Source organism: Legionella drozanskii LLAP-1, assembly GCF_001467585.1.
GTDB lineage: Bacteria > Pseudomonadota > Gammaproteobacteria > Legionellales > Legionellaceae > Tatlockia > Tatlockia drozanskii.
In genome coordinates, this window is record NZ_LNXY01000003.1 from 37,719 (window position 1) to 64,401 (window position 26,683).

Consider the following 26,683-nt stretch of genomic DNA (forward strand, 5'->3'; position numbering starts at 1 on the left):
ATGTATTGTGTAGGGTTAACGGGAAATATTGCTAGCGGAAAATCAACGGTAAGCCATTTTCTTAAAAGACGTGGTATCGCCGTAATTAGTGCTGATGAGGTTGCGCGTGAGTTAACCTTGGCTAATCAACCTGCTTTAATCGCGATTGCAAAACACTTCGGCAAATCGGTTATTCATTCAAATGGCGAACTCAATCGCTTTGCACTGCGAGAAATGATTTTCAAGGATCCAAAGCAACGACTTTGGTTGGAACAATTACTTCATCCATTGATTAGACAACTGATTCAAGAGAAGATTAAAACTTCCGCAGGTCCTTATGTCATCATCGAAATCCCTCTTTTAAATAGCCGCTCAGATTACCCTTATCTTGATCGGGTGTTGCTTATTGTTGCGAATCACGAACAAAAAGTTTCCCGAGTGATGGCTCGAGACCATAGTAATCAAGAACAGGCAGAAGCAATACTTGCAACCCAAGTCAATGAGACAACTCATCGTGGATTTGCGGATGATATTGTGAATAATGATGGATCTCTTAATGATTTAGCAAAAAAAATTGAAATTTTACATCAGCAGTATTTACAATTCGCAAGTCAAAAGTCATGATAAGACTCTTTAATTTTTCATAAATATATGAGCATATATACTGGCTAAGGAAAGCAACTTCATTATGCAAGAAGATACAATTACCTTTGAACTAGCCACCCATTTTTTACCCAAAATTGCGCTGCGATTGGAATATTTAATTCGCACTATCAATCAGGCTTGTGAAGAAACCCATCCGATTATTCATCACTATGCCTTAAAAAATGTTATAGAAATAGTGAAATTGATTGAAAAACCTGAGTTAAAAAGTCGTTTCTTAAAAGAATTAATGCGTGTACAGCACTCACTCAATAAGTCGCGAACGGAAATTCCAATTGAATTAGGTAATGACTTATATACACAGATTCAAATCTTATCGCATACAGTAGGTCGTTTTGGTGAAAACATACACAACAATTCTTTTCTACAATCTATAAAACTTGCTCAATCTTCACAGTTAAATGATTATGAAATGTATTCTCCACCACTATTATTATGGCTAGAATCCAATCCTGTCATAAGGCAACGTGATCTTGCAATTTGGTTAAATAATTTACGTGCCTTGCATGCTACAGTTACTCTCTATCTGTCCTTGATAAGAAAAACTGCGCAATTCGATAAAATTGATATGTTTAATGGTTATTATCAACGCCCTTTGCCACCAAAAACATCTTGCCATCTTATTTTATTAAAAATCGATAAGTCGTTTGGCATAGTCCCACGCATGCAGCTAGGACATCATGGGCTAAGTCTTCGATTATGTGAAGTGAGTACAATGCGAGAAGTTCGGGAGACTGAGGCTAAGCTTTATTTGGCGCTTTGCCAGTTATAACTTTAGATTTACCCTTCTGTATGACTTAATCAGAATTCCCCCCATGACCAACGCCACGGGGGTCCGTTATCCAACATTACTTGGCTAAAGTTTCAAACAAGAACCAAATTCGTCGTTCTGTTTCGTCAATGTAATTCTCTAATAAGCTGGTTGTAGCAACATCATTTTTCTTACTACAAAGCTCATGCGCAGCACGCATATGGGTTGCGAAATGGCGATTGTCTTCCAAGAGCTCGCTTAACATTTCCTCTGCTGTCAGAGTTTCATTAGAATCCTTAATCGTTGTTAACTCTTTAATCTGTCCAATCGAATGGATGGTTTTTTCGCCAAGTTTACGGACACGTTCAGCTAAAACATCAACCATCTCAAAAATTTGGTCGCTTTGCTCATCCAATAAAAGATGGTAATCACGGTAATGACTTCCAGACATGTGCCAATGAAAATTCTTTGTTTTCACATATAAAGCAAAGGTATCTGCTACAAGTGGATTTATAACTTTTGCAATGGCGCTACGATCTTTTACATCCAAATCGTTAGGAGTAGCAAGTTTAGGCAGTTCCAATTTTTTCATTTCAGCTCCTATCTATTAGTGTTAGAACTTGATAGCTCAGACTTGGGCTTAGCTATTAGCCTTATGGATGCAAATTAGAGTCCTTTTCGAGACATATACTTCATCCATATATTTCTAAAGCATAGACTAATTCATTTAACCTGCGCGCCAAGTAGCTATATATTTCTGCAACAAGACTGCCGTTTAGAGTTTGATAAGGATAATTTTGATATAGAATGCCTTTACTATCGAATAGGACTTTTTATAGTTTGGCGATAAATGCTGATATTAATCCTCTAACAACAAGCTTTTTTGAATCCCAATTCAGAACAATATTTTTATTCAGCGCATCACAATTCTCTGCGAGCCATAAACCAAATTGCCAAATTACGGCAGGAAATTTTTCCATAAGACAATTCTCAAAATCGCTCTGTACTTTATCCATGCACAAGTTTCCTGTTGGATAACAATTCGTTACAACTTCATTGGTTATGCTCTGCCAAAATGGAGGTGGGTCAACACCGAGAAATGCTTTATTCATCAATTTAGGAAAAAGTTGTTTGGCTAGCCATTGGATATTTTCAGGTTTAACATTCTTTGTGCACACCTCTTGCGTAATCATTACATCGAGTTCAGTTATGATCAATTCCAATCGATTAAGGTCAGGACAATAGTCGGTAGATTTTGGGGTTGCTGCTTGTGTCGCTAGGACAACACAATACATCAATAGGATAGTTATTAATCGAGAAAACAACAACCTCATTGCGATCTCCTCTGGATAGGTGTACAGGCCTCTTGCTTGCTCCTACCCTCTTTTTGATTAAATTTCAGTTAAATATAAATTTCTGAGCGTGTCTTTCTCTATTAGCTCAATTATTTGGGTATTCGCTTCAGGGAAACTATAATCAAAAAGTTTATTTACCTCAACCCATTGTAGATCAAGCTGAGATTCACATTTAAAGGGTATTCCTAGGTATTTTTTTACTGTAAAAACCAATAAATTAACCATCTTAGAACCATAATGATGTACAACCTCGCCTAAAAAAGAGTAGTCGAGAATATCAATTCCAACTTCTTCTTTAATTTCTCTAATTAATGCCGTTTCTGCTAACTCATCAGGTTCCAATTTTCCGCCAGGAAACTCCCACATGCCACCATGAGCAGCATGTAGGGGCCTTTGAGCAATTAATATACGGCCTTGTTCATCATAAATAACGGCTACAGCAACTTTCACGCTAAACTTCCGTGGCAACTTTTATATTTCTTACCTGAACCACAAGGACAGGGATCATTACGCCCAATCTTTCTTTCCGCGCGTTTGAAAGTATTTTCAGGAATATTGCTCTCATCCACATCATCATAACTTTCTTGATGATGAAATGTCATTTTTTGCACTTGTTCAGCACGGCGTTGTTGCTCAACCGCATCAACATCCTGTTCAGTTTGAACTTCAACCGCAGTGACTATGCGAACAATGTCATATTTCAGAGTATCTAGCATGTCTTTAAATAGTGAAAAGGCTTCGCGTTTATATTCTTGCTTTGGATCCTTTTGTGCATAACCGCGTAAATGAATACCTTGACGCAAATAATCCATTGAAGCCAAATGCTCACGCCAATGATTATCCATTGTTTGTAGAATAACGGATTTTTCAAATTGACTTAAGACTTCTCGTCCTGCTCTCTCTTCTTTTTCGCGATAACGATTTAGGCAAAGTTCAAAAACCCGCTCTTTAATCTGCTCAGGTTGAATACTGTGATCTTCTTCCACCCATTGTCCAACATTAACTTTAATTTGGAAATCTTCAGTTAAAGCTTGCGATAAACCATCTAAATCCCATTGATCTTCCAAACTTTGTGGCGGTATAAAATTATTCACTAAATCGTTAATTACTTCTTCACGCATAGCTTCTACCACTTCTTGTGGATTAGTCATTGCCATGATTGCAGCGCGTTGAGTATAGATCACTTTTCTTTGATCATTGGCAACATTGTCATAATCAAGAAGTTGCTTTCTGATGTCGAAATGATGTCCTTCAAGCTTACGTTGTGCGTTTTCTATGGCTTTGGTTACTAAATTATGCTCGATGGGCTCACCGGGCTTCATACCTAAACGTCGCATCATGGAAGCAACACGCTCTGAGGCGAATATGCGCATTAAATTATCATCTAGTGAGAGATAAAAACGACTGGATCCTGGGTCACCTTGACGCCCTGCCCGACCGCGAAGCTGGTTATCGATACGTCTTGATTCGTGACGCTCGGAACCAATAATGCGTAAACCACCGGCCTCAATAACTGCCTCGTGACGCGTCCGCCAATCTTTCCTAATTACTTCACGCTCAGCTTCACTGGCCTCTTCGGGTAAAGAAGATAATTCAGCGGATAAACTTCCACCTAAAACAATATCAGTACCGCGTCCAGCCATATTAGTAGCAATAGTCACAACACCTGGTCTACCTGCTTCAGCAATAATTTGTGCTTCTTTTTCGTGAAACTTCGCGTTGAGTACTTGATGCTTAACTCCTACTTTATTCAGTAAATGACTAACTAATTCTGAAGTTTCAATCGATGCTGTACCAACCAAAACAGGTTGTTTTCGCTCTATACACTCTTTAACATCAGTGATAATTGCTTGATATTTGTCTTCATGACTTAGGTAAACTAAATCAGCCTCATCGCGACGACGCATTGTTTTGTTAGTAGGAATAACCACTACTTCAAGATTGTAGATTTGTTGGAACTCATAGGCTTCTGTATCAGCTGTTCCAGTCATACCCGATAACTTATTATAAATCCGGAAGTAATTTTGGAAGGTAATTGAAGCTAAGGTTTGGTTTTCTTGTTGAATGGCAACACGCTCTTTTGCTTCAATAGCTTGATGCAAGCCTTCAGACCAACGTCGACCCGACATGGTACGGCCAGTATGCTCATCCACAATAACGACTTGATTATCTTTCACAATGTAATCAATATCGCGATGGAACATTGCATGCGCTTTCAGTGCTGCATTGACATGATGCATGAGCATGATATTAGATGCATGATATAAACTTTCACCTGGATCAAGCAGACCTGCTGAGACGAGAAGCTCTTCAATATGTTGATGACCCAGTTCAGTTAGATGGGCTTGTTTTTGTTTTTCATCAATTGTGTAATCACCCTGATCGCCCTCTTCTTCTTGTTTAATTAATTGAGGGATCAATTGATTCACTTTGACATAGAGCTCAGAACTACCTTCTGCTGCGCCTGAAATAATGAGAGGAGTACGTGCTTCATCAATTAAAATAGAGTCGACTTCGTCAACGATAGCAAAATTTAATTGGCGCTGAACTTTGTCAGTTAAACTGAAGGCCATGTTATCGCGTAAGTAATCGAAACCAAATTCATTGTTTGTTCCATAAACAATATCGGCTCGATAAGCAATTTGTTTTTCACCATGAGGCATGTCAGGGAAAATAACGCCCACAGTCAAACCGAGAAAATCATAAATTGGTTTCATCCAATGACTATCTCGCTTAGCGAGATAGTCATTGACAGTCACGACGTGCACGCCCTGACCACTAATGGCGTTAAGATAAGCAGCTAAGGTTGCCATCAAGGTTTTACCTTCCCCGGTACGCATTTCTGCAATGTTGCCTTCATGCAACACCATTCCCCCGATTAACTGCACATCAAAATGACGTAATCCTAAGGTACGTACAGAGACTTCACGCACGAGTGCGAACGCCTCGGCAAGCATTTCATCTAAGGTTTCGCCTTCAGCGTATCGCGCCTTAAATTGTGCAGTTTTAGCAGCCAGCTCGTCATCAGTAAGTGCCTGCATCTGAGGCTCGAAGGCATTAATGGCCATTACTGTTTTTTCCATGCGTCGCAAGGTGCGTTCGTTGCGACTACCAAACATCTTTTTCATTAACGTATTCAGCATAGCCCTTGGTAATCCTCTTGAGAATTTCAGCTTTAAAAGCGCTTAATTTACTAGAATTTTGATAAAAATACCATGCAAACTGGAGAACATCCTATCTGAGGGAAGTTTCAATCATCTTTTTTGCAATAATAGTAAAAAAATAAACCTCTATAGCATCCATTGTTATAAGTCTTTCCTAATAAATAATCTTTAAATCGATAAACCTCACAGACCATTTCAGAGGAGTAATTATCACTATAATGATAGCCCGGATAACAAAAAAATGCGTTCGCCGTTGACATAAACGCAAATGCTAACCCAAATAATATTTTTTTCCCCATAACTACTCCTCTAAGCTGCAAGTCATGACTAAACCGTTCGGACTGAGGAGGCGTTTACGCCGTCTCGAAGTTACATCAAGATTGGCAAGGCTTCGAGACGGCCTCGCGGCCTCCTCAGCCCAAACGGAGCCTGAATGACTACAGATCTAAGCTCACTAGCTTATCTTCTTCCATCTCTCTAAGCATGGTTACTACTTGCGCTAATTTATCGATTCTTTTCTGTTGTTGAATCTTAACCAACAACTCTCGCCAACTTCTTGCACCAGCTAGGCCATAAGCAAAATTGAAAATAGGCTTTAACAATAAACTTAAAGCCACGCCCTGTTCAGCTTGTGTTTGAGCATAAGCCATATATTGCTGCAAAATAGCTGAACGAGATTGAACTGGCGTATTGGGATAAAAATAATGATGAATTGACATTAATGCATAGGGATTTTGGCAAGCCAAACGGCCCAGCATCACACCATCCACGTATTGCATGTGAGTCACTATTTCATCGATAGTGTTTATGTTTCCATTGATTATTATTGGAATATTGGGAATTTCTTGTTTAATTCGATAGACATAATCGTAATGCACAGGCGGAATGGTTCGGTTTTGTTTGGGATTTAAACCATGAAGCCAAGCTTTGCGTGCATGCACAATCAATTTATCGCAGCCGGCATCGACAAGTTTATGCGCAAACGAGGAAAAAAATTCGTAGCTATCTTGATGATCAATACCAATACGGGTTTTAGCGGTTACAGGAATTGAAACATGTTGTTTTATACCTGCTAAACAATCAGCAACCATTCCAGGTTCAGCCATTAAACACGCCCCAAATCGGCCTGCTTGCACCCGGTCGCTTGGGCAACCTAAATTTAAATTTACTTCGGTAAATCCTTGTTCCTCGGCCGTTTTTGCACAACGAATTAATCCTTCCTTATCAGCACCGCCAAGTTGTAAGGCTAAAGGATGTTCCATTGGGTGAAAAGACAAGGCGCGATTGGGATTATTAACAATAGCCCCGACAGTTTGCATTTCAGTATATAAAACTGCGCTAGGGGCGATAAGACGCATAAACACGCGGAAATGCGTGTAAGTCCAATCAATCATTGGTGCGATTGCAAGAGGTGAGATTAAATTGCTAGTCAAAAATGGTTCAGAGGATTTCACAGCTGTTATCGGAAAATAAAAACAGTTAATTATACTCGAAACTTAAACCACCTGCATAGCTTCTACTAATAATTGGAGTCTTGAGCGCCCCTGATAAACATTAATATCCAATTTATAAGCGATATGTGCCTTACGTGCACGGTGATTAGGCCATTGATTGAGATCAACATTAAATGCAATGGCATCGATTGCATTACCGCCTTCAGAATGAACCAAACTTAATTTAAGATGATGCTTCCCTACTAATCGTTGCTCGAGGATTTCGAAGATATTATCAAAACAAGGCTCAGGAAATTGTTGTCCCCACGGTCCAGCTTGCTGCAATAAAGTGGCGGTTTCTATACTGAGTTCTGCGAGTTGCAAAGGGCCATCAGTCCATAACTCACCTTCACATTGAGAAACATCAAGATGTTTAGCGACCTCAGCGACAAAAGCCTGTTGAAACTCAGTGAATGCTTGAGGATGCATGCTTAAACCTGCAGCCATTGCATGACCACCAAATTTGGTAATTAAACCAGGATTATCACGATCGACTGCTGCGAGTGCATCTCGTATATTTAAGCCCGATACCGAGCGTGCTGAGCCTTTTAATTCATTGTCACTAACCATGGCAAAGGCAATCACCGGGCGATGGTAGCGCTCTTTCAAGCGTCCCGCTAATATTCCAATCACACCTTGGTGCCAACTTGAATCTGCCATGCATAAAGCGACGGGGAGATGATGTGCATTTTCCATTTTTTTAGCCAGTTTATCGACTGCCAACATCGCTTGTTCTTTCATTTCTGCTTCAATCACTCGACGCTCTTGATTGAGCTCGTCTAAATTTTTTGCAAGCATGACGGCTTTCTCATAATTATCACTTAACAAACACTCAATACCTAGCGACATATCATCCAAGCGCCCTGCTGCATTTAACCTTGGAGCTATAGCAAAACCCAAATCACTTTCGCGCAATCGTTCGCAATTTCTTCCTGCAATTTCTATCAACGCCTTAATACCCGGTCGACATTGGCCTTGGCGAATGCGTGCCAGTCCTTGATTGACTAGAATACGGTTATTTTGGTCAAGCGCCACCACATCAGCGACTGTTCCAAGAGCAACAAGGTCTAACAATTGCGCCATATTCGGTTCGGCTAATCCTTGGGAGCTAAACCAATTGGCATTAATTAAATGACGTCTTAAAGCAAGCATGACATAAAAAATGACCCCCACACCGGCAATGGATTTACTTTGAAACGGATCGCCAGCTTGGTTGGGATTGACGATGGCACAAGCCTTCGGTAATACCTCTGCGGGTAAATGATGATCAGTAATCAAGACATCGATCCCTGCTTCCTGCGCAGCTTCTACACCATCAATACTGGCAATGCCATTATCCACTGTGATAATCAAATCAGGTTTCCATTTTTTAGCTACATCGACAATCCCTGGTGTTAAGCCATAGCCAAACTCGAACCGATTAGGAACTAGAAATTCAACATATAAAGCGCCCATCAAACGTAAAGCAGAAATAGCAACCGTTGTTGAGGTGGCGCCATCGGCATCAAAATCACCCACAATCAAAATGCGCTGTTGTTCTCGTAAAGCTTGCTCGAGGCGAATACAGGCTTTATCGATATCAATTAGCGTAGTAAAGGGGAGCAGCGCTTGAAGGCTTTTATTCAATTGGGATTCATCACTGACCCCTCGTAAAGCAAAAATACGTTGTAAAACAGACGGATAGTTTGAAAATGAAGGCAAGGACTGTGGAAGTTGTCGTTGTTTAATGCGCATATTTTTATTATCTCCCTAGTCTATCGAGCTAGATAAATCTAGACCACCAATGGGTCGCTCGAGTGGAGTAAGCTAAATTATTCCAATACCAATGAACTTTGTTTTTGCTGATTTTATCGTTTAAATGACAAAGCTCAATTTCTTTTTGATCATTAATAATTAATAAATGATTTTTTTCGATGATCGTTTCAGAGGTCAGCGCGCTAATTTCTGTTAAACCGAGGTTGAGAAGTTTCTCATCGTCAGTTGCGACCGGTCTTTTTTCAATGATTTTAAACTCGCCCTCTCCCCAGAACCACAATCCATTGATTGGCAACTTGTTTTCACGCTGTAAATTCAAAGGGTGCGCGCTCAGATACATTTGCAACTCGGTAATGAGGCGCTGCCAATAGAGCGATGAGTCAAGTGAGTTGAGAGTCGGCATTATGGATTGATGCAACATGCTCTGCACGGGGCGGCTAGTAATTTGTGGCTTGCCATTTATTCTAAACAGCCAAGTTTGTCCATCATGAAAAAAAGGCTCGAAATGATCGTCTTGAAGAAAGCGCGCAACTTCCGCAAACCATAAGCGTGATTCACTGTCATCTAAATCAAGTCCAGACCCTGTTGCAACAATCATGGCATCGTTGTGGGTTGCCTCCCAGTGAATCGGTGAGGCAACAAGCCATTGCCCTTCAGGCAAATAATGATAAAGCGATAAAAATTTGGCTAAAGGTAGGCTTTCTGATTTAAAACCTAAGCCGACTAAAATATTTTGATAATAGTTCTCGTGACCGATTAAAGGTTCGCTGCCTACTGGTTGCTCTTCTTTTGAATCATTGACGACCACATCCATCTTAAACGGCCTGCAAATAACCGTCGCGTCGGAATAAAGCTTTTAAATTACGTAAAGCTTGTCGTGTTCGTTGGTGATTTTCAATTAAACCAAAACGCACAAAATTATCTCCCTGAGGGCCGAATCCTACTCCTGGTGATACTGCAATGTAAGCCTCTTGAAGTAGGTATTTTGAAAACTCAAGCGAACCCATATGACTGTAATGCTCGGGGATAGCTGCCCAGACAAACATCGTTGCTTTGGGCCGCTCTACAGACCAACCGATATCCTGCAAGCCATCACATAAAACATTCCGACGTTGTTCATACATTGACCTAATTTCATGCACACAATCGTCTGAGCCTTCTAAAGCCGCAATCGCAGCAACTTGAATTGGGGTAAAAGTTCCATAATCCAAATACGATTTAATTCGAGTCAATGCGCCAACTAACTCTTCATTACCACAAGCAAAACCAACACGCCAACCGGGCATATTGTAGGATTTAGACATAGAGTAGGTTTCTATTGCAATATCGATTGCACCAGGCACTTGCAAAATGGAGGGTGCTTTGTAGCCATCAAAAACGATATCTGCATAAGCCAGATCGTGAATCACCCAAATTCCGTGACGTTTAGCAAGTGCAATAACACGCTCAAAAAACTCATACTCAACGCAATGAGTACTCGGGTTAGCAGGGAAACTGATGACTAAAGCCTTAGGTCTAGGCCAAGTTTGTTCAATAGCCACTTCCACGGCTTCTAAAAATTGATTTTCATTAATCAAAGGAATTTGTTTTACATTAGCTCCGGCAATTATAAATCCATAGGTATGAATAGGATAAGCAGGATCGGGAACTAACACTGTATCCCCTGGACCACTAATGGCCAAAGCAAGATGCGCTAATCCTTCTTTAGAGCCAATCGTTGTTAACACCTGCTTCTCACTATCGAGACTCACGTGGTAATTTCGTTCATACCAGGCAGCCATTGCTCGACGTAAGCGCGGAATTCCTTTTGACATGGAGTAGCGATGGGTATCAGGGCGTTGCACGGTCTCAACCAGTTTGTCCACAATGTGTGTTGGCGTTGGTTGATCAGGATTACCCATTCCAAAATCAATGATATCTTCTCCACGCGCTCGCGCCTCTGACTTAAGTTGGTTAAGCGTATTAAATACATAAGGGGGCAAGCGTTTTATGCGTGGAAACTGACTCATGTTTTCTACCTCTGTGATATACTGCGTTTAGTATAAATTATTGCCCGTTTAAACACCATGCAAATCAACTTAGAAGCTACTGATGCACACAGTATTCAAGCTTATAGCGACAATGAAATAAAGGTTAATTCGATTATTTATCAAAAAAGCCTCATTATAAGTAGTCGGGAGCTCATCACTGACTGGTCTATTGACAGCATTCTGCAACTCGATGAAGCCTCTTTGGAACCTCTTCTTCGCTATAGTCCTAACATTATTGTTATTGGCCATAAACAGCAAGGAAAATTCCCACCACCGACTATTTTAGAAACCTTGTCAAAAAAACGTATTGGTTTGGAGTGTATGTCCATTGGTGCCGCTTGCCGAACTTTTAATGTATTACTAAGCGAGCTACGCGAAGTGGTCATTGGGATTATTTTATAATCGTAGTCATTGTCTTGAAATGGGGATGGTGTACTGAGAATTTAGGTTTGGAATCTAGCTAGTGATGGCCCCCGCAAAACGGGGGCTATAACCCTTGGTGATTCGCTTTGAGAGACGAGTTTCCTTTCGAATTAGGTTCGTCGAATAACTCAGCTCTATCTGAGCCTTTCAAAAGGCCAGATAGAAGCCCTCTAGGGTGTATATCCTTGAGTTGCAGTTGGTGTTGCTGGACTTACAACCCCTTGACCAAAAAACATTTGATTAACTAAAGAGCTTACTCCCTTTACTACACCCAAACCAGCTTCTGGTAGGCTCACTTCCACTTTGGCAAGTTCCTTACGAATTAAATCGGCAGCCTCGACTAACTCTTTAGAATCTTTCTTGCTTGTATAGGGGGTTATTACATATTTTGTGTTTTTATCTTCATGTGGGTTAGCATTGTCCATAGGTTCTCTCGTTGTCGGATGAGAATTATTCTCACTCCCCAACCATCTATTCAGTTGTATGTCACAACTAATTTTAGTGGTTCCAGGCACAGCCCTCCATTGGTCAGGAGAAACTTCAAACATTTTTACAACTAAAACTGGTATCTCGATATCCATCATCATCATTTCGTCTAGATCACTATTATAAGGTGTTTGACCTCTAGCTATTTCCTGATCTAACTTTGTCAATCGAGCATCTAAATCGATATATTTATCTAAAATAGTTTTAATCCCCTCTTTCTCTTGCGCTGACGCAAGCTCTTCTTCGGATAAGGGCGAAAAAACAACCTCTTGTCCTGTTTTATCGTGCAAAGCAGCAAAAGCAGCCTCGTCCATAGGTTGTGGATCATTATGAGGAGCAACGAAAGTTGCTAGAGTTCTTACATACTCAACAATTCCAGTTAAAGAAGTAGAAAAATAACTGAAATCGAATAAAAATCGGTTGATGACATGGGAAAATAAGCCTTCATTGTATCCATCTAATGTTCCAGCTATAAAACTTCTAATTACATCATTGATTGCTAATGTTAACTCTGCAGCAAGGACAATAATTGCAAAGGGGACGCCAATAAAAAATGTCAATAAACCCGTTAATATAAGTGACGCGATAGCATAGCCTAATCTATCATCTTCGTTAGTCCTAAAAGCTTGGATAGCCGATAAAATTGGCAATCCAAGGATAATAATTGTAGCAAGTACGAAAGTTCCAATTATGATAAACGCGTTAACGATTGCAGATTTAATCGGATATAAAACAAAACCTACTGCCGCCCCACTTATTTTATTTAACGCTCGTAACATTTTAACCTCTATATCTTAAAATTCACTGTTCTTCGCTTAATTGGTAGATCAATGGATACATAAAAATGCAGTATGTTAACATCATAGCCAATAAAATAATAGAGTTTGATGCAATTATGCTCGGGGACTTCCCCCCCCTAGAGTAGGTGTGTTGGGCGAAGGTCTGAGGTATCGTCACTTTTTTTTGAACAAAAATAGCTGTTGCTCCAATCAGTAGCTCGATCCGTTCGGGCTGACTCCTTCGAGTGCCTCAGGACAGGCCCTCGAGACGTCGCTGGCGCTCCTCTTCAGGCTGAACGGTTCAGTAAAACACTGGATTTAGCTCCAAATATTATTCAAAAAAAATGACGATACCTCAGGGCCAAGGTCCACCTACAAGTTATAAAGCTGATGACGCTTATGCCATTCCTCAATCGACTCTTTAGGGAATTGAGCGAATCGCTGATCCTGATTTGTACTAGCAAGTTCACACCAATTCGCGGCATAGTCTAGCAAAATATGCAACCTCTCAGGAGGTTTAGGTAACGGAGTATCAATGGCAGAGGCAAAAGGATAGACCCACTCTGGCCATCGCGGATCAAAAATCCACAAGCAGGAGCCGCATTGTTTACAAAAATGTCTTTGGCCTTCACTGATTTCTTTCGGTCTACCTTGTTTATCACGCGACATGATCGCATGGTAAATTGCTAAAGATGGCTTTCCTTCTATCGTTAAAGTATCCGCTTGCCCCATAATGTTAATGGCATAACCGCCACCACCAGCAGTTTTTCGACAAATAGAACAATAGCAGTACATAAAAGGATAGGGAGTGTGCGATTCAACTTCAAACTTTACAGCTTGACAATGACAAGATCCATTGAGTTTCATCCTACTCTCCTAGTTATCCCATTTCGATATTGATATCTCGCGCATTTGAGCGACCGTGATCATCAACAACTCTAATGACAAATTTACCTGGTTTAGCTTTCCAAAAAAAGGGTTCATCAGGTCGAGTTTTTGCTAAATAGACTTCATTGATGAACCAATAAATAGAAGCAACATCTGCATCCGTTACGGCAGTTAAAGGAATTTCTGTATTGTGTACTGAGTTGGCCCGCACAATATAGCTCAAATCCGTTTGGGGTGATCTAATTTGCGGGCTTAGCCCAAAGTTAGTTTGCGTTAAACTACAATCAGACTCAAAAACTGGAGGAACACGGCGTTGAATGCCGGCTTGTTTGAAAATTTTTAGTAAGTCAGTAGGCCAAAATTCGTAAATTTCGAAACGAGTATTGTCATTAAAATGGCAGGTTCTTAAGCCTGTATTTTTATCAATAGCCACTTCGCGATAAATGGTGTCGGTCTTTATCGGTGATTTACCAGGGATAAACCAAGTCATTTCCTTGTCTTGGCAATAACGAGTAGGCAGCATGCCCGATGCTTTGCAAACCTCAACTCGCGTCAGCTGCATTGTCTCTGGCCGCTTCTCTATGATAGCTAAGGGTCCACGCTCATGGCGGATAGCATCAATTAACTCAAAAAATAAAGGGGCAGCAAGATTTTTCCCAACAAATGCAGGATTAGCTTGGTTATCAAAATTGCCAAGCCATACAGTTAACACATAGGGACCAAAAACACCGACTGACCAGGCATCGCGATATCCCGATGAGGTTCCCGTTTTCCACGCGACCTGCGTATTATTCGACGTTGAACCCTGCAATTGGGGACGAGGGGTATTTTTTAACATGTCTAAAACTAAATAGCTGGCCTCGGGACTGAGAAGTCGAGTACCTGGACTACTGGGTTCATCTTTACGCGTTCGTAAGGGATGCCACAGGCCGTCATTGTTCAACATCGCGTAGAGGCTCGCTAATTCCCTCATAGTTAACTCGGCCCCACCTAGACTCAAGGCTAAGCCATAGTAAGATTCCGATTTCAATTCGCTGACTTGGGCGTTTTCAAGTAATTGATGCAAATTAGGCTTGGTTAATTGACTTTCTAGGTAAATCGCCGGGATATTTCGGCTTAATACCAACGCATCCTTTGCTTTAATCGGTCCCATAAAATCATAATCAAAATTTTCTGGATTATAGCTTCCAAAGCTGGAAGGAACATCTTTTAATACCGTGTTAGGATGAATCAATCCCTGATCAAGCGCTAATCCATAGATAAAAGGTTTTAGTGTCGAACCTGGTGAGCGTTTTATTTCGGTTCCATTGATTTGCCCGCCAATCTCAGAATTAAAAAAATCAGCCGAACCCACTAATCCTTTAACCGACATATCACGGGTATCAACCAATAAAACAGCCGCATTATAAGCTCCTACTGTTTTTTTACGAACTAAATATTGATGGATTATACGTTTTAGAATCGTCTGTAAACGATAATCCAAAGTTGTTGTAATTTCTTGCTGTTTTCGAGTTTCATGCAAAACGGAATTGACAAAATGCGGAGCAATAAATGGCAATGAATGCACCGTTTGCATTTCTAGAGGTAAATGAATGCTTGTCGCTTGGTATGCATCTTCTGGATGCTTTGCTAGCCAACGAACAAAAAGCTTATTACGAATCGTTTTTAGATTTTTATTTGAAGGGATCCGACGGCTAGGATTTTGAGGAATAACAGTTAAGGTCAGTGCTTCCGGAAGTGTTAGTTTACTCACCGGTTTAGCAAAATAAATAAGACTCGCGGCCCCTACTCCTTCGATATTATTTCCATAAGGAGCAAGATTTAAATAGGCCTCTAGGATTTGATCTTTGTTGTAATGCATTTCAAGTTGCAGAGCGCGGATAATTTGCCATAATTTTCCCGATACTTTTTTAGAATTTATCCCAAAGCGAATCCGCGCTAATTGCATAGTAATAGTCGATGCACCAACACGACGTGATTTGGCAACATAGGTTTGCCATCCTGCTTTAAATATCGCGAGAGGATTTAAACCATAATGCCAATAAAAATATTGATCTTCTTGCAATAAAGTTGCTTGTCTAAGTTGGGGTGAAATTTGTGCTAAAGGACTAAACAAGCGATATTTTTCATCTTGGCTAAGTGTTAAGCGCAGTAAGTGTTGTTGCTCTTCATAGACAGCGGTAGAAAACTGATAATCGCTCAACAAGCTAGGCTTGGGTAAAAAAAATAAGATTCCCAAACCACAAAAAAAGCTTAGGATTAGTGTAAGGCTAAAAAATTTTAGGAATCGTCGCATTGAGTTATATTGAAATAGAGTAGGAATTAATTGATGACTTAAAAATCATTTTACTCCATTGTTAATAATTTTTACAATTACAGCCTATTCTTTAATGTCTACCAGCTATGTTCAAACGTTTCATATGCGACTCATTGATGCAGAGCTAAGATCTCAATGGTCTGATCATAAATATGAAACCATGACTGCTTACTTTGAAAAATTTGTTCCCCTAATTCCGCATGTGAACGATGATTTGGAATATTTTAGGAATACAATGAGTTAGCTGAAAGCTAGCCGCTTCAGAGCCATTTTGAGAAATAAATAATTCGAAATAGGATAAATATTAAGCAAAACAAGGTAAACTTCTCCTCGTCTGCCACAGTTAACCTAAAAATAGAACAATATATGAACAATTCATTCTTTTGTAAAATATTTGGCATGGTCAAGTGCGCTTTTTCTTCCCTATTTGGTCGAGTTAACTGGAGCAGTCCTCCTTGGGTGAATTATTTGCATCGTCAAGCCTCAACGAGTCCAAGGGTATTTTGGGGATTGGCCGCAGGACTTATGTTGATACTTTCGGGGCTGGGGTACAGCTACTACTGGTATAAACACTTGCCTAAACCGCAATTAATTGAAGCATTAATTGCTGCACCTAAAATCACCCCGCTCGCCGAACAACTGATTCCAAATACTCTTAGTTTTAGTTTTGGTGATGGACCAGCAGATAATTTTACTAATAAATCGGTTGCGCCCCTTAATTTAATTGGTAAAGAAGTCACGACCGGTATTGAATTATCGCCTACGATGCCTGGTAAATGGGTTTGGACAGATGATAGCAATTTAGTGTTCACACCAGCTCAAGACTGGCCTGCTGATCAAACTTATTCTGTTCATTTCGCCAGAGATGTTTTTGCAGGCGATGCAAAAATGGCAAGTTATGATTACTCTTTTTCAACTGAACCTTTTCAGGCCAAAGTTAGTGAATTAAAATTTTATCAAGATCCTGTGGATCCTAAAACTAGGCAGGCTGTTGCAACGGTTAACTTTAATTTTCCTGTAGACACGAACAGTTTCGAAGCTAAAACCTCCTTCATGTTGCAAGCCCTAAAAAACAACAAACGCGATTTAAATGCTCAACAATATAAATTCACTGTCAGTTACGATGAACACAAACGCATAGCTTATATAAGCTCAGAAAATTTATCGCTCCCTGAAGTATCTCGTTACCTGGTGTTAACACTGGGTAAAGGCATTAAATCCAGCACAGGCTCGGGCAATTTAACCACTTCAGTGAGCCAGAATCTCTTAATTCCCGACAGCAGTAATTACCTTAAAATTAATCAGGCCGGAGCGTCAATTATTAGAAACGAACAAGACAGACCCGAGCAGGTTTTAACTATCGAATCCACTTTAGGCGTTACCGAGCCTGAAATAAACAAATCCTTGCATGTCTATTTATTACCGCAAAATTACCCTGCAACAGCCGCAGAGCCAGAAAAAACCAATTATGAATGGCAAACCCCAGGCGAAGTCACGGCAAATATCTTAGCATTAGCCAAACCACTCGCAATCCAAGCCCTGCCTACTGATCGCAATTATGCTAACTTACATAGCTATAAATTTAAGGCCTCAACACCGCAATATCTTTATTTAAAAATTGATAAAGGGATACGCGGCTTTGGTGATTTTGCACTCACTAAGGATTATGTTGCCATTATTAAAGCACCTGAATTTCTTAAAGAAATCAGCTTTCTTCATAAAGGCTCTTTACTTGCTCTTAGTAGTGAGAAAAAACTTTCAGTGCTCGTTCGTGGCTTGGCTGCTGTTAAATTTAATTTTGCGCGGGTATTGCCTGAGAATATTAATCAATTAGTCACTCAAACTGAAGGTGATTTCAATAACCCCTATTTTATTAATCAGAGTTTTAATCAACAAAATATCAGCCAAATTTTTTCCGAAATCCAACCATTTGATGCCGCAGATCTAACTAAACAACAATATACAACTTTAGATTTTACAAAATATCTCTCCGCTTCCGCTAATACAAACGGCCCGCAAGGTTTATTTCTATTGCAAGCGACGGCATGGGATCCGACCCAAAACATCGCCCTTGATGTTAACGCAAGTCGTTTGGTTCTGATTACGGATCTGGGATTAATCGTTAAAGATAACAATGATGGCTCTCATGATGTTTTTGTTCAGTCCATTACTCAAGGTACTCCGGTTAGTAATGCCACTGTCACCGTTTTAGGGAAAAATGGCTTGCCTGTATTGACACGAATGACCGATAATCAAGGTCGCGCAAACTTCCCTACCCTGCGTGATTTTGTCGATGATCGCGAACCTACTGTTTACTTAGCGAGTCTGGGTTCTGATGTTTCTTTTATTCCCTACAATAAATCTGGACGTCAACTGAATTACACACGTTTTGAGACCGGTGGACTTTATAGCAGCAATCCAGAATTAAACAGCTTATCTGCTTATCTATTTTCAGATAGAGGAATTTATCGCCCGGGTGATCCAGTTCATATCGGAACGATTGTGAAACAAGCCTATGCCCGCTCTCAACCTGCGGGTTTGCCGCTGGAAGTGACTGTTACCGATCCGCGTGGTACTACTATTTACGATCAAAAATTTACCCTTGATTCAACCGGCTTTTCAAGCTTTGACTTTCAAACCAATGCGACTTCGCCAACGGGTCAGTATTTTGTGAATCTTTATATTGTTAAAGATTCTCGCCCCGATAGCCTTTTGGGCTCAACCACCATTCGTGTCGCCGAATTTCAACCTGATCGCATGCGCATCACTTCAAACTTCTCTCAAGAAGCGACTCAAGGATGGATTTCACCGACTGACCTTGTAGCTAAAGTTGGCTTATGGAATTTATACGGTGCACCGGCAGCAGATCGCAAAGTCTCTGCGAAAATTCTTCTTACTCCTAAACCTGTTCAGTTTGCCAAATATCCTGATTATATTTTTGCGGATCCACTGCTTGATCCGAATAAACCATCTAAAGTTTTTACCGATACTTTGGCGGATAGCACAACGAATGAAAACGGTCAGGCTCAATTTAATTTGCATTTAGAACGCTTTGATAAGGCCACTTATCAGCTCAGTTTTTTTGCTGAGGGTTTTGAAGCGGAAGGCGGTCGTTCTGTTACAGCACAATCAACCGCTTTAGTTAGCCCGCTGCCTTATTTTATTGGTTATAAGCCGGATGGCGATCTCGCTTATATTAAACAAAACAGCGAGCGTTCCATTCATTTTATTGCGGTCAATCCTGAACTTATCCAGCAACAAGTTGGTGATTTAAAAAGACAGCTAGTTTCTCTACATCCCGTTTCTACACTGGTTAAAAAATCGGATGGAACCTATCAATATCAATCAATTATTCAATCAACGGTGATTGACACAAAACCTTTCACTATTGATGAACAGGGGACTCAATATAATTTGCCAACTCAGCAAGTTGGTGATTTTGCACTCAAGGTATTGGATAAAAACAATACTGAATTAAGTCAATTTAAATTTAGCATTGTTGGTACCAGCCAAGTCCCCCTATCTAAAAATGCTGAACTGAGCGTTAAATTGGATAAATCCGAATATAAAGCCGGTGAAGATATTGAGCTACAAATCACTGCGCCTTACACCGGTTCTGGTTTAATTACTATTGAACGCGATAAAGTGTACGCCACTCAATGGTTTAAAACCGAAACTACAAGTTCCGTACAGAAAATTCATATCCCAGATAATTTACAGGGCAATGCTTATGTCAATGTCAGTTTTGTGCGTAATTGGGACTCGCCTGATATTTTCATCACTCCTCTAAGTTACTCTGTCACACCCTTCAATTTAAACCACGACAATCAAAGCGTGCATATTGAACTGGAAACAGCGGAGGTGGCACGCCCTGGTGAGCCTTTTACTATTGGTTATAAGACTGATAAGCCCGGAAAAATCATTGTGTTTGCTATCGATGAAGGAATTTTACAAGTCACCCATTTTGTAACGCCAGATCCCCTTGCTTTCTTTTTTCAAAAACATGCCCTTGAAGTGATCACCCAACAAACGGTCGATCAAATTCTACCTAAATTTGTTCAAGATAGAGAAATTTCTGCTGTTGGTGGTGATGGAGGCGAGGAACTTTTGACCAATCATCTCAACCCATTTAAGCGCAAAACGGATTTGCCCGTGGCATATTGGTCAGGAATTTTGGACAGCGACTCGAGTCCACGACAAGTCACTTATCAGGTTCCCGATTATTTTAATGGTAGTTTACGAGTGATGGCGGTTGCTGTTGCTAGTGACGCGGTGGGTTCGACGGAAAAGAAATCAGAGATCCGAGGGGATTTTATTATCAATCCTAATACGCCAACTTTTGTCGCGCCAGGTGATGAATTTGTCATCACAGCAAGCGTGGCTAACAATGTTAAAGATTCAGCTACTAATGCTCAAGTGTCTGTGCAATTAACAACAACAGCTGGGTTAGAAATTATCGGTCCTAATAATGAAACCTTAGCCATCGATGAGGGTAAAGAAAAAACTGTGCAATTTAAGCTGCGCGCAAATTCTTTATTAGGCTCAGCTAATATAAGTCTGGTAGCAAGTTCAGGAGATAAGTCATCGAAAATGGATTCGACCTTAAGTGTTCGCCCAGCCAGCGCTTTTATGACTTCTGTGATCAGCGGTAGTTCAAATGATACTCGTACCTTGGTCAATATTGATCGAAACGTTTATCCTGAACATCGCAGTGTCCAAGCCGCAATATCCTCAAGCCCTCTCATTTTAGTTGCAGGTTTACAGCGCTATTTGGATGGCTTTCCTTATGGATGCACAGAACAATTAACCAGCGAAGCCCTACCTTTGTTAGCAATGGCTGGTCAAACTTGGTTTGCAAATGACTCTCGAGTTATTACTGATAAAATCAATATGACCATTCAAATGCTCGGACAACGGCAAATGTCGAATGGTGGCTTTAGTTACTGGCCCGGTTTAGCTGATAATGCAAACAACGCTTTCGCCTCTGTCTACGCTATGCAGTTTTTAACCGAAGCTAGAGCACAGGATTACAGCGTTCCAGCTGATTTATTTAGTGCGGGGTTAGGTTATTTACGTGATTTAGCCACTCAAACACCTAGCGATTTAGCTAAGGCGCGTATTCAAGCTTATGCTATTTATATTTTAACGCGGAATGAAATCGTTACCACAAATTATGTGACTAACCTACAGCTCTACTTGGATCAAAATCAACCGCAATGGCAAATAGATCTAACTGCAGCTTATATTGCTTCGACCTACCAGTTACTAAAAAGTAGCGCTGAAGCTAATCAGTTGATTGCCCAGTATAAACCTCAAGCTAAATCGGCGATGGAAACTGATTTTTATGATAGTAATATTGCAGATGCGCAATATCTTTATTTAATAGCCCGGCATTTCCCTGAACGTTTAGTAAACATGGGCAATACGCTGGTTATGTCCTTAGTCAAGGCTATCAACAGTAATGATATCAACACGGTTTTATCTGGCTATATTAGCATGGCTTTAAGTGCATATGACCAATCACAGCCAAGCTCAGCTAAGATTGCATCGTTTTCAATAAAAGAGCTGCTTAGAAATAACCAAGAAAAAACCTTGACTACTGCGAATAATAACTATGAAAAAGCAGATGTCGATATGGATGCCAAACAAGTTAGCTTTATTAATCCGACTAAAAAAACATATTTCTATCAATTAACACAGTCCGGCTTTGATAAGCAATTAGCGTCTAAAGAAACCAAACAAGGCATCGAGGTATATCGTGAATATCATGATCAGAATGGTAAGGTGATCACTAATACGGTACTCGGTTCAGAAATTGAAGTACATATTCAACTGCGGTCCACAGATAATCCTTATCTAAGCAACATTGCTATTGTTGACCTCTTACCTGGAGGTTTCGAGGTTGTTCGAGATTCCATTAACAATGAAAACGTGGAGTATGCCGATGTACGTGAAGATCGAGTGGTGTTTTTCACCAGCATCGATAGCACCGCAAAAGAAATTGTTTATCGCATAAAAGCGATTAATACAGGGATTTTCACAGTACCGGCTATTTTGGCTGAATCAATGTATGATCCTAATACACGTGCCAATGGCGTCGCTGGTAAGTTTGAAGTGACTAACAGCTCTAGATAATCAGTTTGTTGGGCCAAGGCCCTTAGGTATCGTCACTTTTTTTGAATAATGTTTCGAGCCAAATCCAGAGTTTTACTGAACCGTTCAGCCTGAGGAGAAGTGCCAGCGACGTCTCGAAGGCCTGTCCTGAGGCACTCGTCGAGGGGGGCTTTGCACCAAGGCTTCGAGACAGCGCTACGCGCACCCGAGCATCCTGAGGCTCTCGAAGGACTCAGCCCGAACGGATCGAGCTACTGATTGGGGTTCTAGGCCAGAGCCGTCTAAATTTCCGGACTTACAGGTCAACCTTGTGCTGACAAACGCTGCTCGTTTAATTTACAATTGATTTATGTACTATAATCATAAAAAGTATTGAGGTATGCTATGTTTGCATTAGTGAATTGTAATAATTTTTACGCGAGCTGTGTTTGTCCAAACCAATCGATTTCGAGCAGATTTAGCGCAATATTGTCAATCGATGCCCTTTAAAATGATTCATCCTACTGATGATTTAATGGTTATACCAAGATTGCAAAACGTAATTTCCCATTTTTAATGTATATATAATTATTTCAGATTATAGTAATAAGTGTTTAATCGTAGATTTTATAAAAGGATTTTTATATGGCTAAGAAAACCGACAAACCAATTGTTATTATAACCGGTTCCAGTGGTAAAATAGGGACTGCTCTTAGTCATGCTTTACGCAGCTCTTATAAAATTGTGGGATTTGACCAAGACAAAGATGCCTGTGAGATTCCCTGTGATCTTACATCGGATGCATCTTTAGCACTATCTTTTCGACTATTCAAAGAAAAATATGGAAGTAAGATTGCTGCAGTGATCCATCTTGCAGCCTATTTTGACTTTACAGGTGAAGAGTCTTCTTTGTATGAGTCGGTAAATATAAATGGTACAAAAAATTTACTTTTGGCATTACAGGGTTTTGAGGTAGAACGATTTATCTACGCCAGTACCATGCTTGTCCATGAGCCTTGTATTTTAGGAGATACCATTGATGAAAATGCTCCTCTCTTGCCTAAATGGGCATATCCAAAATCCAAATTAGAAGCGGAAAAAGTAATTAAACAATGTCATGGAAAAATACCTTATCTGATTTTGCGCCTGGCAGGTTTATATGATGACATGACTTGCGTTCCAACACTGGCTAACCAAATAGCTCGAACCTATGAACGAGAGATTAAAAGTCATTTATATGCAGGGGATTTAAACGTTGGCCAGGCATTTATTCATCAGAAAGACATGATAGACCTTTTTAAAAAAGCTCTTTTATATCGTAATGAATTATCGAAACATGAAGTCATTCTTGCTGGAGAACCTCAAACAGTTAGCTATGGAAGATTGCAAAATCAAATAACTCAATTAATACATGGAGAACAATCTTCGCTCTATAAAGTTCCTTCAACTGTCGCTAAAGCAGCGGCCTGGTTAGAGCACCAGGCAGAACCATTGATACCTGATGATTTTGATCAGGGTGAAAAACCATTTATTCGTTCGTTCATGATAGATCTTTCTTCAGATCATTATGCTTTAGATATTACTAAAGCCAAAAAACATCTCCATTGGGAACCCAAACATTCAATTGAAGAAACCCTTCCTAAAATTATCGAATCTTTAAAGGCTGATCCGGGGATTTGGTATAAAAAAAATAGATTAGTCCAACCAGATTGGATGGTTGCCATTAAGCATAATCCAGAGAAAATACGCTCCATTTATGAGACTAACTTCCGCAAACAACACCAACAAAACTTATGGGTACATTTTTTAAATATGGGTTTTGGATTGTGGTTAATAACCTCGCCAGCTTCCCTAAGCTACACCTCTTATCCTCTAACATTAAGTGATATTGTTAGTGGAAGTATACTTCTTTTATTCGCATCATTAAGTTTATCTTGGCGTTTCTCATCAGCTCGATGGGTTTGTGCTTTAATTGGTCTGTGGTTAATATTTGCTCCTTTGATCTTTTGGGCGCCTACCGCCGTTGCATATTTAAATGATACTCTTATTGGCACATTAATTGTTGGCTTTTCGGTAATAGTTCGACCCGACCTAGGAGTCGCTCCTAATGCTGCTTTAGAAGGACCTATTATTCCTCCTGGATGGGATTTTTCTCCTTCAAGCTGGTTCCAGCGGTTGCCGATAATCATCTTAGCTTATGTCGGTTTTTTTATTTCACGATATATGGCTGCTTACCAACTCGGTCATATTGAGCAGGTATGGGAACCGTTTTTTATGGGATATCTACCTGATGCAAAAAATGGAACCGAAGAAATTATTACGTCTTCTATATCTAAAGCGTTTCCAGTTCCAGATGCAGGTCTGGGTGCTGCAGTTTATATTTTAGAAATTTTAACAGGTATTATAGGTGGTTCAAATCGGTGGCGTACCATGCCATGGTTGGTGCTTTTGTTTGGTATTATGATTGTGCCATTAGGAATAGTCTCGATTACTTTTATCGTTATTCAACCTATTCTTTTAAATACATGGTGTACTTTATGCCTAATTGCTGCGATTGCTATGCTCATTCAAGTCCCTTATTCCTTTGATGAATTAATTGCAACAGGTACCTTTCTTTGGCGAAGATGGAAAGCAGGCAGGCCTTTATTAAGAATTTTATTTGTTGGTGATAGTGATGAGGAGAGAGTTCAATCTAGAAATGAAGTAGATAATTTTGAGCAATCGCCTCTCGTAATTCTGCGAGAAATGTTAAGCGGAGGCATATCGTTGTCTTGGAATTTAATAGGATGCATGCTCATCGGGATTTGGTTAATGTTTACACGTATTACTTTAGGCACAACAGAGTCAATGGCTAATAGTGATCATCTCATTGGCTGTCTTATTTTAACGATAACCATTACAGCATTAGCTGAAACAGTTCGTACTGTGCGTCTCCTTAACTTATTTTTAGCTATAGCCTTGTTTATTACACCATTTATTTTTAACTCATCAGGGTTGGGATGCTTTGCAAGCATTGTTAGTGGAACTCTTTTATTTTTCCTTTCTATTCCCAGAGGAAAAATTCGATCTTCATACGGCGCTTGGAATATGGCTATTTTTTAATTCACTCCATTAGAAAATGACTTTTTCCTTTAATTTCAAGTTTGTTTAGTCCTGGATTTTGACTTTCTCTTTTGTTTAGCTTTATGCTTATTCACTTTATCACAAACCCCTTCTGTAGGTAGGGTGTTAGGTGTTATCTCGCAAATATTTTCTATGTCGAGGACCTCGGGATGATCTTCCTTGTGTTTTTTCATAACATACCCTTAAGTAGATAATTTATTACTATAATATGATTTTAGCAGCTAATTCGAGTATGGGATAAAAGAATGCCCCCTTATCTCCAGGTATATATATATGACCAAAGAAATGGTATGAAAATCATAGATACGTGGGGAATTTCATTTAGGATTACTAATTAGATATCCTATAGGTTCTAGTGATTTTATTTCATCGCAGATCACTTTTGTTATTGCCAGTACGGGAAGCGCGAACATAATACCAGTTATTCCTAGTAATAATCCGCCAATTAACAATCCCAATATCGCTGCAAAAGGGTTGACGCTCACTTGGCTGCCAACAATATTAGGAGTAAAAAAATTACCTTCAAGAAATTGTACAATTATAAAAATAAATATCACTGCAATGGCATACCCAAACGATCCTTTTGTTAATAAAACAAATAGGGCAGGAAGCAGAGAACCAATAAAAATACCAATGTACGGGATAAGTATTAAAACAGCAGCCAATACACCAAACAAAATCGCATGCTCTACCCCTAAAAGCCAAAGTCCTAATGTATTCAAAAGGGCAACGATGAATATAATAAGAAGTAAACCCAATATATAGCGACTGACAACAGATAAAATGCGAGTTAAAATTCGATTTAAATTGGGATGGTATTTCTCGTTCACTACTTTAAATAAAAATTTTTTAAAAAATTTTCGATAATTAAGAAAAAAGAATAAAGCAATAATAAAAATTGATATTGAAGCAACAAGCGCTGTGGTAAATGATAACGTATGATTGAATAAAACTGTGCTGTTTTTAATCATTATTGTAAATACTTCGTTCAGAAGAGAGGTCTGCTGCTCTTGGTTAATGCCAAAAAAATTACTAATCGAGCTTTGGATATAGGTTGGCATCGAGACCATATTTTGACTAATATGGCCTAGTTTGAAGTCGATGTTTCTTATTTGAGCTTGAAAAAACAGAATAAGACCTGCTAAAACAATGACGAATGCAATCACTGAAATAAGGGAAGCCAAGAGACGAGGAACCTTAAATTTCTCAAGGAATGTCGCAAACGGTTTTAAAGCCAAAGCTAAAATAAGCGCTGCTAGTAAAGGATTAAATATAGGGGCTGAGATAACCAGTATATAACCCGTAAGGAAGCTATTTACAATAAAATAAAAATACTTTTGTGAGAAGGGACGCATCATTTTTTTATATCTCCATGAGCAGTTAT

18 protein-coding genes are annotated in these 26,683 nt (G+C 39.8%); 5 read left to right on the forward strand and 13 right to left on the reverse strand.

Annotated elements, in window-relative coordinates; translation table 11 throughout:
- Both coaE and zapD read left to right on the forward strand, forming a co-directional pair.
- Positions 1-603 carry a dephospho-CoA kinase gene (gene coaE / locus Ldro_RS01305; protein ID WP_058494621.1) on the forward strand — a complete coding sequence of 201 codons (603 nt, stop codon included), beginning with the start codon at positions 1-3 and terminating at the stop codon, positions 601-603.
- A gap of 64 nt (positions 604-667) precedes the next feature.
- Positions 668-1,414: a cell division protein ZapD gene (gene zapD, locus Ldro_RS01310; protein ID WP_058494622.1), complete on the forward strand. Its 747-nt coding sequence runs from the start codon at positions 668-670 to the stop codon at positions 1,412-1,414.
- A gap of 76 nt (positions 1,415-1,490) precedes the next feature.
- Here zapD and Ldro_RS01315 read toward each other — a convergent pair whose 3' ends face one another.
- The 8 genes from Ldro_RS01315 to alaC all read right to left on the reverse strand — a co-directional run bounded on the left by Ldro_RS01315 (position 1,491) and on the right by alaC (position 11,169).
- A complete protein-coding gene (locus Ldro_RS01315) occupies positions 1,491-1,985 on the reverse strand; it encodes a Dps family protein (RefSeq protein WP_058494623.1) in 495 nt (164 codons plus the stop codon).
- Between the two features lie 241 nt (positions 1,986-2,226).
- Entirely contained in the window at positions 2,227-2,727 is a 501-nt protein-coding gene (locus Ldro_RS01320; protein WP_058494624.1) for a hypothetical protein, read from the reverse strand.
- Positions 2,728-2,784: 57 nt separating this feature from the next.
- Positions 2,785-3,198, reverse strand: a complete 414-nt coding sequence (gene mutT / locus Ldro_RS01325; RefSeq protein WP_058494625.1) for an 8-oxo-dGTP diphosphatase MutT — start codon at positions 3,196-3,198, stop codon at positions 2,785-2,787.
- Positions 3,195-5,891 carry a preprotein translocase subunit SecA gene (secA, locus tag Ldro_RS01330; protein ID WP_058494626.1) on the reverse strand — a complete coding sequence of 899 codons (2,697 nt, stop codon included), beginning with the start codon at positions 5,889-5,891 and terminating at the stop codon, positions 3,195-3,197. The genes mutT and secA overlap by 4 nt, the downstream gene beginning before the upstream one ends.
- Before the next feature lie 458 nt (positions 5,892-6,349).
- Positions 6,350-7,345, reverse strand: a complete 996-nt coding sequence (gene dusA, locus Ldro_RS01340) for a tRNA dihydrouridine(20/20a) synthase DusA (protein ID WP_083497881.1) — start codon at positions 7,343-7,345, stop codon at positions 6,350-6,352.
- A gap of 63 nt (positions 7,346-7,408) precedes the next feature.
- Complete coding sequence (recJ, locus tag Ldro_RS01345) at positions 7,409-9,139, reverse strand: single-stranded-DNA-specific exonuclease RecJ (RefSeq protein WP_058494628.1); 1,731 nt, start codon at positions 9,137-9,139, stop codon at positions 7,409-7,411.
- Positions 9,140-9,167: 28 nt separating this feature from the next.
- The gene (locus Ldro_RS01350) at positions 9,168-9,974 is read right to left on the reverse strand and encodes a hypothetical protein (protein WP_058494629.1); all 807 of its coding nucleotides are present in this window, start codon (positions 9,972-9,974) and stop codon (positions 9,168-9,170) included.
- 1 nt (position 9,975) lies between these two features.
- A complete protein-coding gene (alaC, locus tag Ldro_RS01355) occupies positions 9,976-11,169 on the reverse strand; it encodes an alanine transaminase (protein WP_058494630.1) in 1,194 nt (397 codons plus the stop codon).
- A gap of 57 nt (positions 11,170-11,226) precedes the next feature.
- Here alaC and Ldro_RS01360 point away from each other — a divergent pair, with 57 nt between their 5' ends.
- A complete protein-coding gene (locus tag Ldro_RS01360; RefSeq protein ID WP_058494631.1) occupies positions 11,227-11,592 on the forward strand; it encodes an Mth938-like domain-containing protein in 366 nt (121 codons plus the stop codon).
- A gap of 191 nt (positions 11,593-11,783) precedes the next feature.
- Here Ldro_RS01360 and Ldro_RS01365 read toward each other — a convergent pair whose 3' ends face one another.
- From Ldro_RS01365 to pbpC, 3 genes are all read right to left on the reverse strand, one after another.
- Entirely contained in the window at positions 11,784-12,878 is a 1,095-nt protein-coding gene (locus Ldro_RS01365; RefSeq protein WP_058494632.1) for a hypothetical protein, read from the reverse strand.
- A 372-nt stretch (positions 12,879-13,250) separates the two neighbouring features.
- On the reverse strand, positions 13,251-13,745 hold the full coding sequence (locus tag Ldro_RS01370) for a GFA family protein (RefSeq protein WP_058494633.1): 495 nt from the start codon (positions 13,743-13,745) through the stop codon (positions 13,251-13,253).
- A gap of 13 nt (positions 13,746-13,758) precedes the next feature.
- Entirely contained in the window at positions 13,759-16,062 is a 2,304-nt protein-coding gene (pbpC, locus tag Ldro_RS01375; RefSeq protein ID WP_058494634.1) for a penicillin-binding protein 1C, read from the reverse strand.
- Between the two features lie 387 nt (positions 16,063-16,449).
- On the opposite strand from pbpC, the gene Ldro_RS01380 reads away from it, so the two are divergent.
- Positions 16,450-22,218 (forward strand): alpha-2-macroglobulin, encoded by a 5,769-nt coding sequence (locus tag Ldro_RS01380; protein ID WP_058494635.1) that lies wholly within the window; start codon positions 16,450-16,452, stop codon positions 22,216-22,218.
- A gap of 603 nt (positions 22,219-22,821) precedes the next feature.
- Positions 22,822-25,278: a vitamin K epoxide reductase family protein gene (locus Ldro_RS01385; protein ID WP_058494636.1), complete on the forward strand. Its 2,457-nt coding sequence runs from the start codon at positions 22,822-22,824 to the stop codon at positions 25,276-25,278.
- A 35-nt stretch (positions 25,279-25,313) separates the two neighbouring features.
- Here the strand turns inward: Ldro_RS01385 and Ldro_RS16200 are convergent, their stop codons facing one another.
- Positions 25,314-25,472 carry a hypothetical protein gene (locus tag Ldro_RS16200; RefSeq protein ID WP_157066446.1) on the reverse strand — a complete coding sequence of 53 codons (159 nt, stop codon included), beginning with the start codon at positions 25,470-25,472 and terminating at the stop codon, positions 25,314-25,316.
- 144 nt (positions 25,473-25,616) lie between these two features.
- On the reverse strand, positions 25,617-26,657 hold the full coding sequence (locus tag Ldro_RS01390) for an AI-2E family transporter (RefSeq protein ID WP_058494637.1): 1,041 nt from the start codon (positions 26,655-26,657) through the stop codon (positions 25,617-25,619).
- Positions 26,658-26,683: the final 26 nt, after the last annotated feature.

Bases quoted from the DNA above. Each gene is read 5' to 3' on its own strand.
- coaE (WP_058494621.1), top strand. From the start codon at position 1: ATGTATTGTGTAGGGTTAACGGGAAATATTGCTAGCGGAAAATCAACG.
- zapD (WP_058494622.1), top strand. From the start codon at position 668: ATGCAAGAAGATACAATTACCTTTGAACTAGCCACCCATTTTTTACCC.
- Ldro_RS01315 (WP_058494623.1), bottom strand. From the start codon at position 1,985: ATGAAAAAATTGGAACTGCCTAAACTTGCTACTCCTAACGATTTGGAT.
- Ldro_RS01320 (WP_058494624.1), bottom strand. From the start codon at position 2,727: ATGAGGTTGTTGTTTTCTCGATTAATAACTATCCTATTGATGTATTGT.
- secA (WP_058494626.1), bottom strand. From the start codon at position 5,891: ATGCTGAATACGTTAATGAAAAAGATGTTTGGTAGTCGCAACGAACGC.
- recJ (WP_058494628.1), bottom strand. From the start codon at position 9,139: ATGCGCATTAAACAACGACAACTTCCACAGTCCTTGCCTTCATTTTCA.
- Ldro_RS01350 (WP_058494629.1), bottom strand. From the start codon at position 9,974: ATGGATGTGGTCGTCAATGATTCAAAAGAAGAGCAACCAGTAGGCAGC.
- alaC (WP_058494630.1), bottom strand. From the start codon at position 11,169: ATGAGTCAGTTTCCACGCATAAAACGCTTGCCCCCTTATGTATTTAAT.
- Ldro_RS01360 (WP_058494631.1), top strand. From the start codon at position 11,227: ATGCAAATCAACTTAGAAGCTACTGATGCACACAGTATTCAAGCTTAT.
- Ldro_RS01365 (WP_058494632.1), bottom strand. From the start codon at position 12,878: ATGTTACGAGCGTTAAATAAAATAAGTGGGGCGGCAGTAGGTTTTGTT.
- Ldro_RS01370 (WP_058494633.1), bottom strand. From the start codon at position 13,745: ATGAAACTCAATGGATCTTGTCATTGTCAAGCTGTAAAGTTTGAAGTT.
- pbpC (WP_058494634.1), bottom strand. From the start codon at position 16,062: ATGCGACGATTCCTAAAATTTTTTAGCCTTACACTAATCCTAAGCTTT.
- Ldro_RS01380 (WP_058494635.1), top strand. From the start codon at position 16,450: ATGAACAATTCATTCTTTTGTAAAATATTTGGCATGGTCAAGTGCGCT.
- Ldro_RS01385 (WP_058494636.1), top strand. From the start codon at position 22,822: ATGGCTAAGAAAACCGACAAACCAATTGTTATTATAACCGGTTCCAGT.
- Ldro_RS16200 (WP_157066446.1), bottom strand. From the start codon at position 25,472: ATGAAAAAACACAAGGAAGATCATCCCGAGGTCCTCGACATAGAAAAT.
- Ldro_RS01390 (WP_058494637.1), bottom strand. From the start codon at position 26,657: ATGATGCGTCCCTTCTCACAAAAGTATTTTTATTTTATTGTAAATAGC.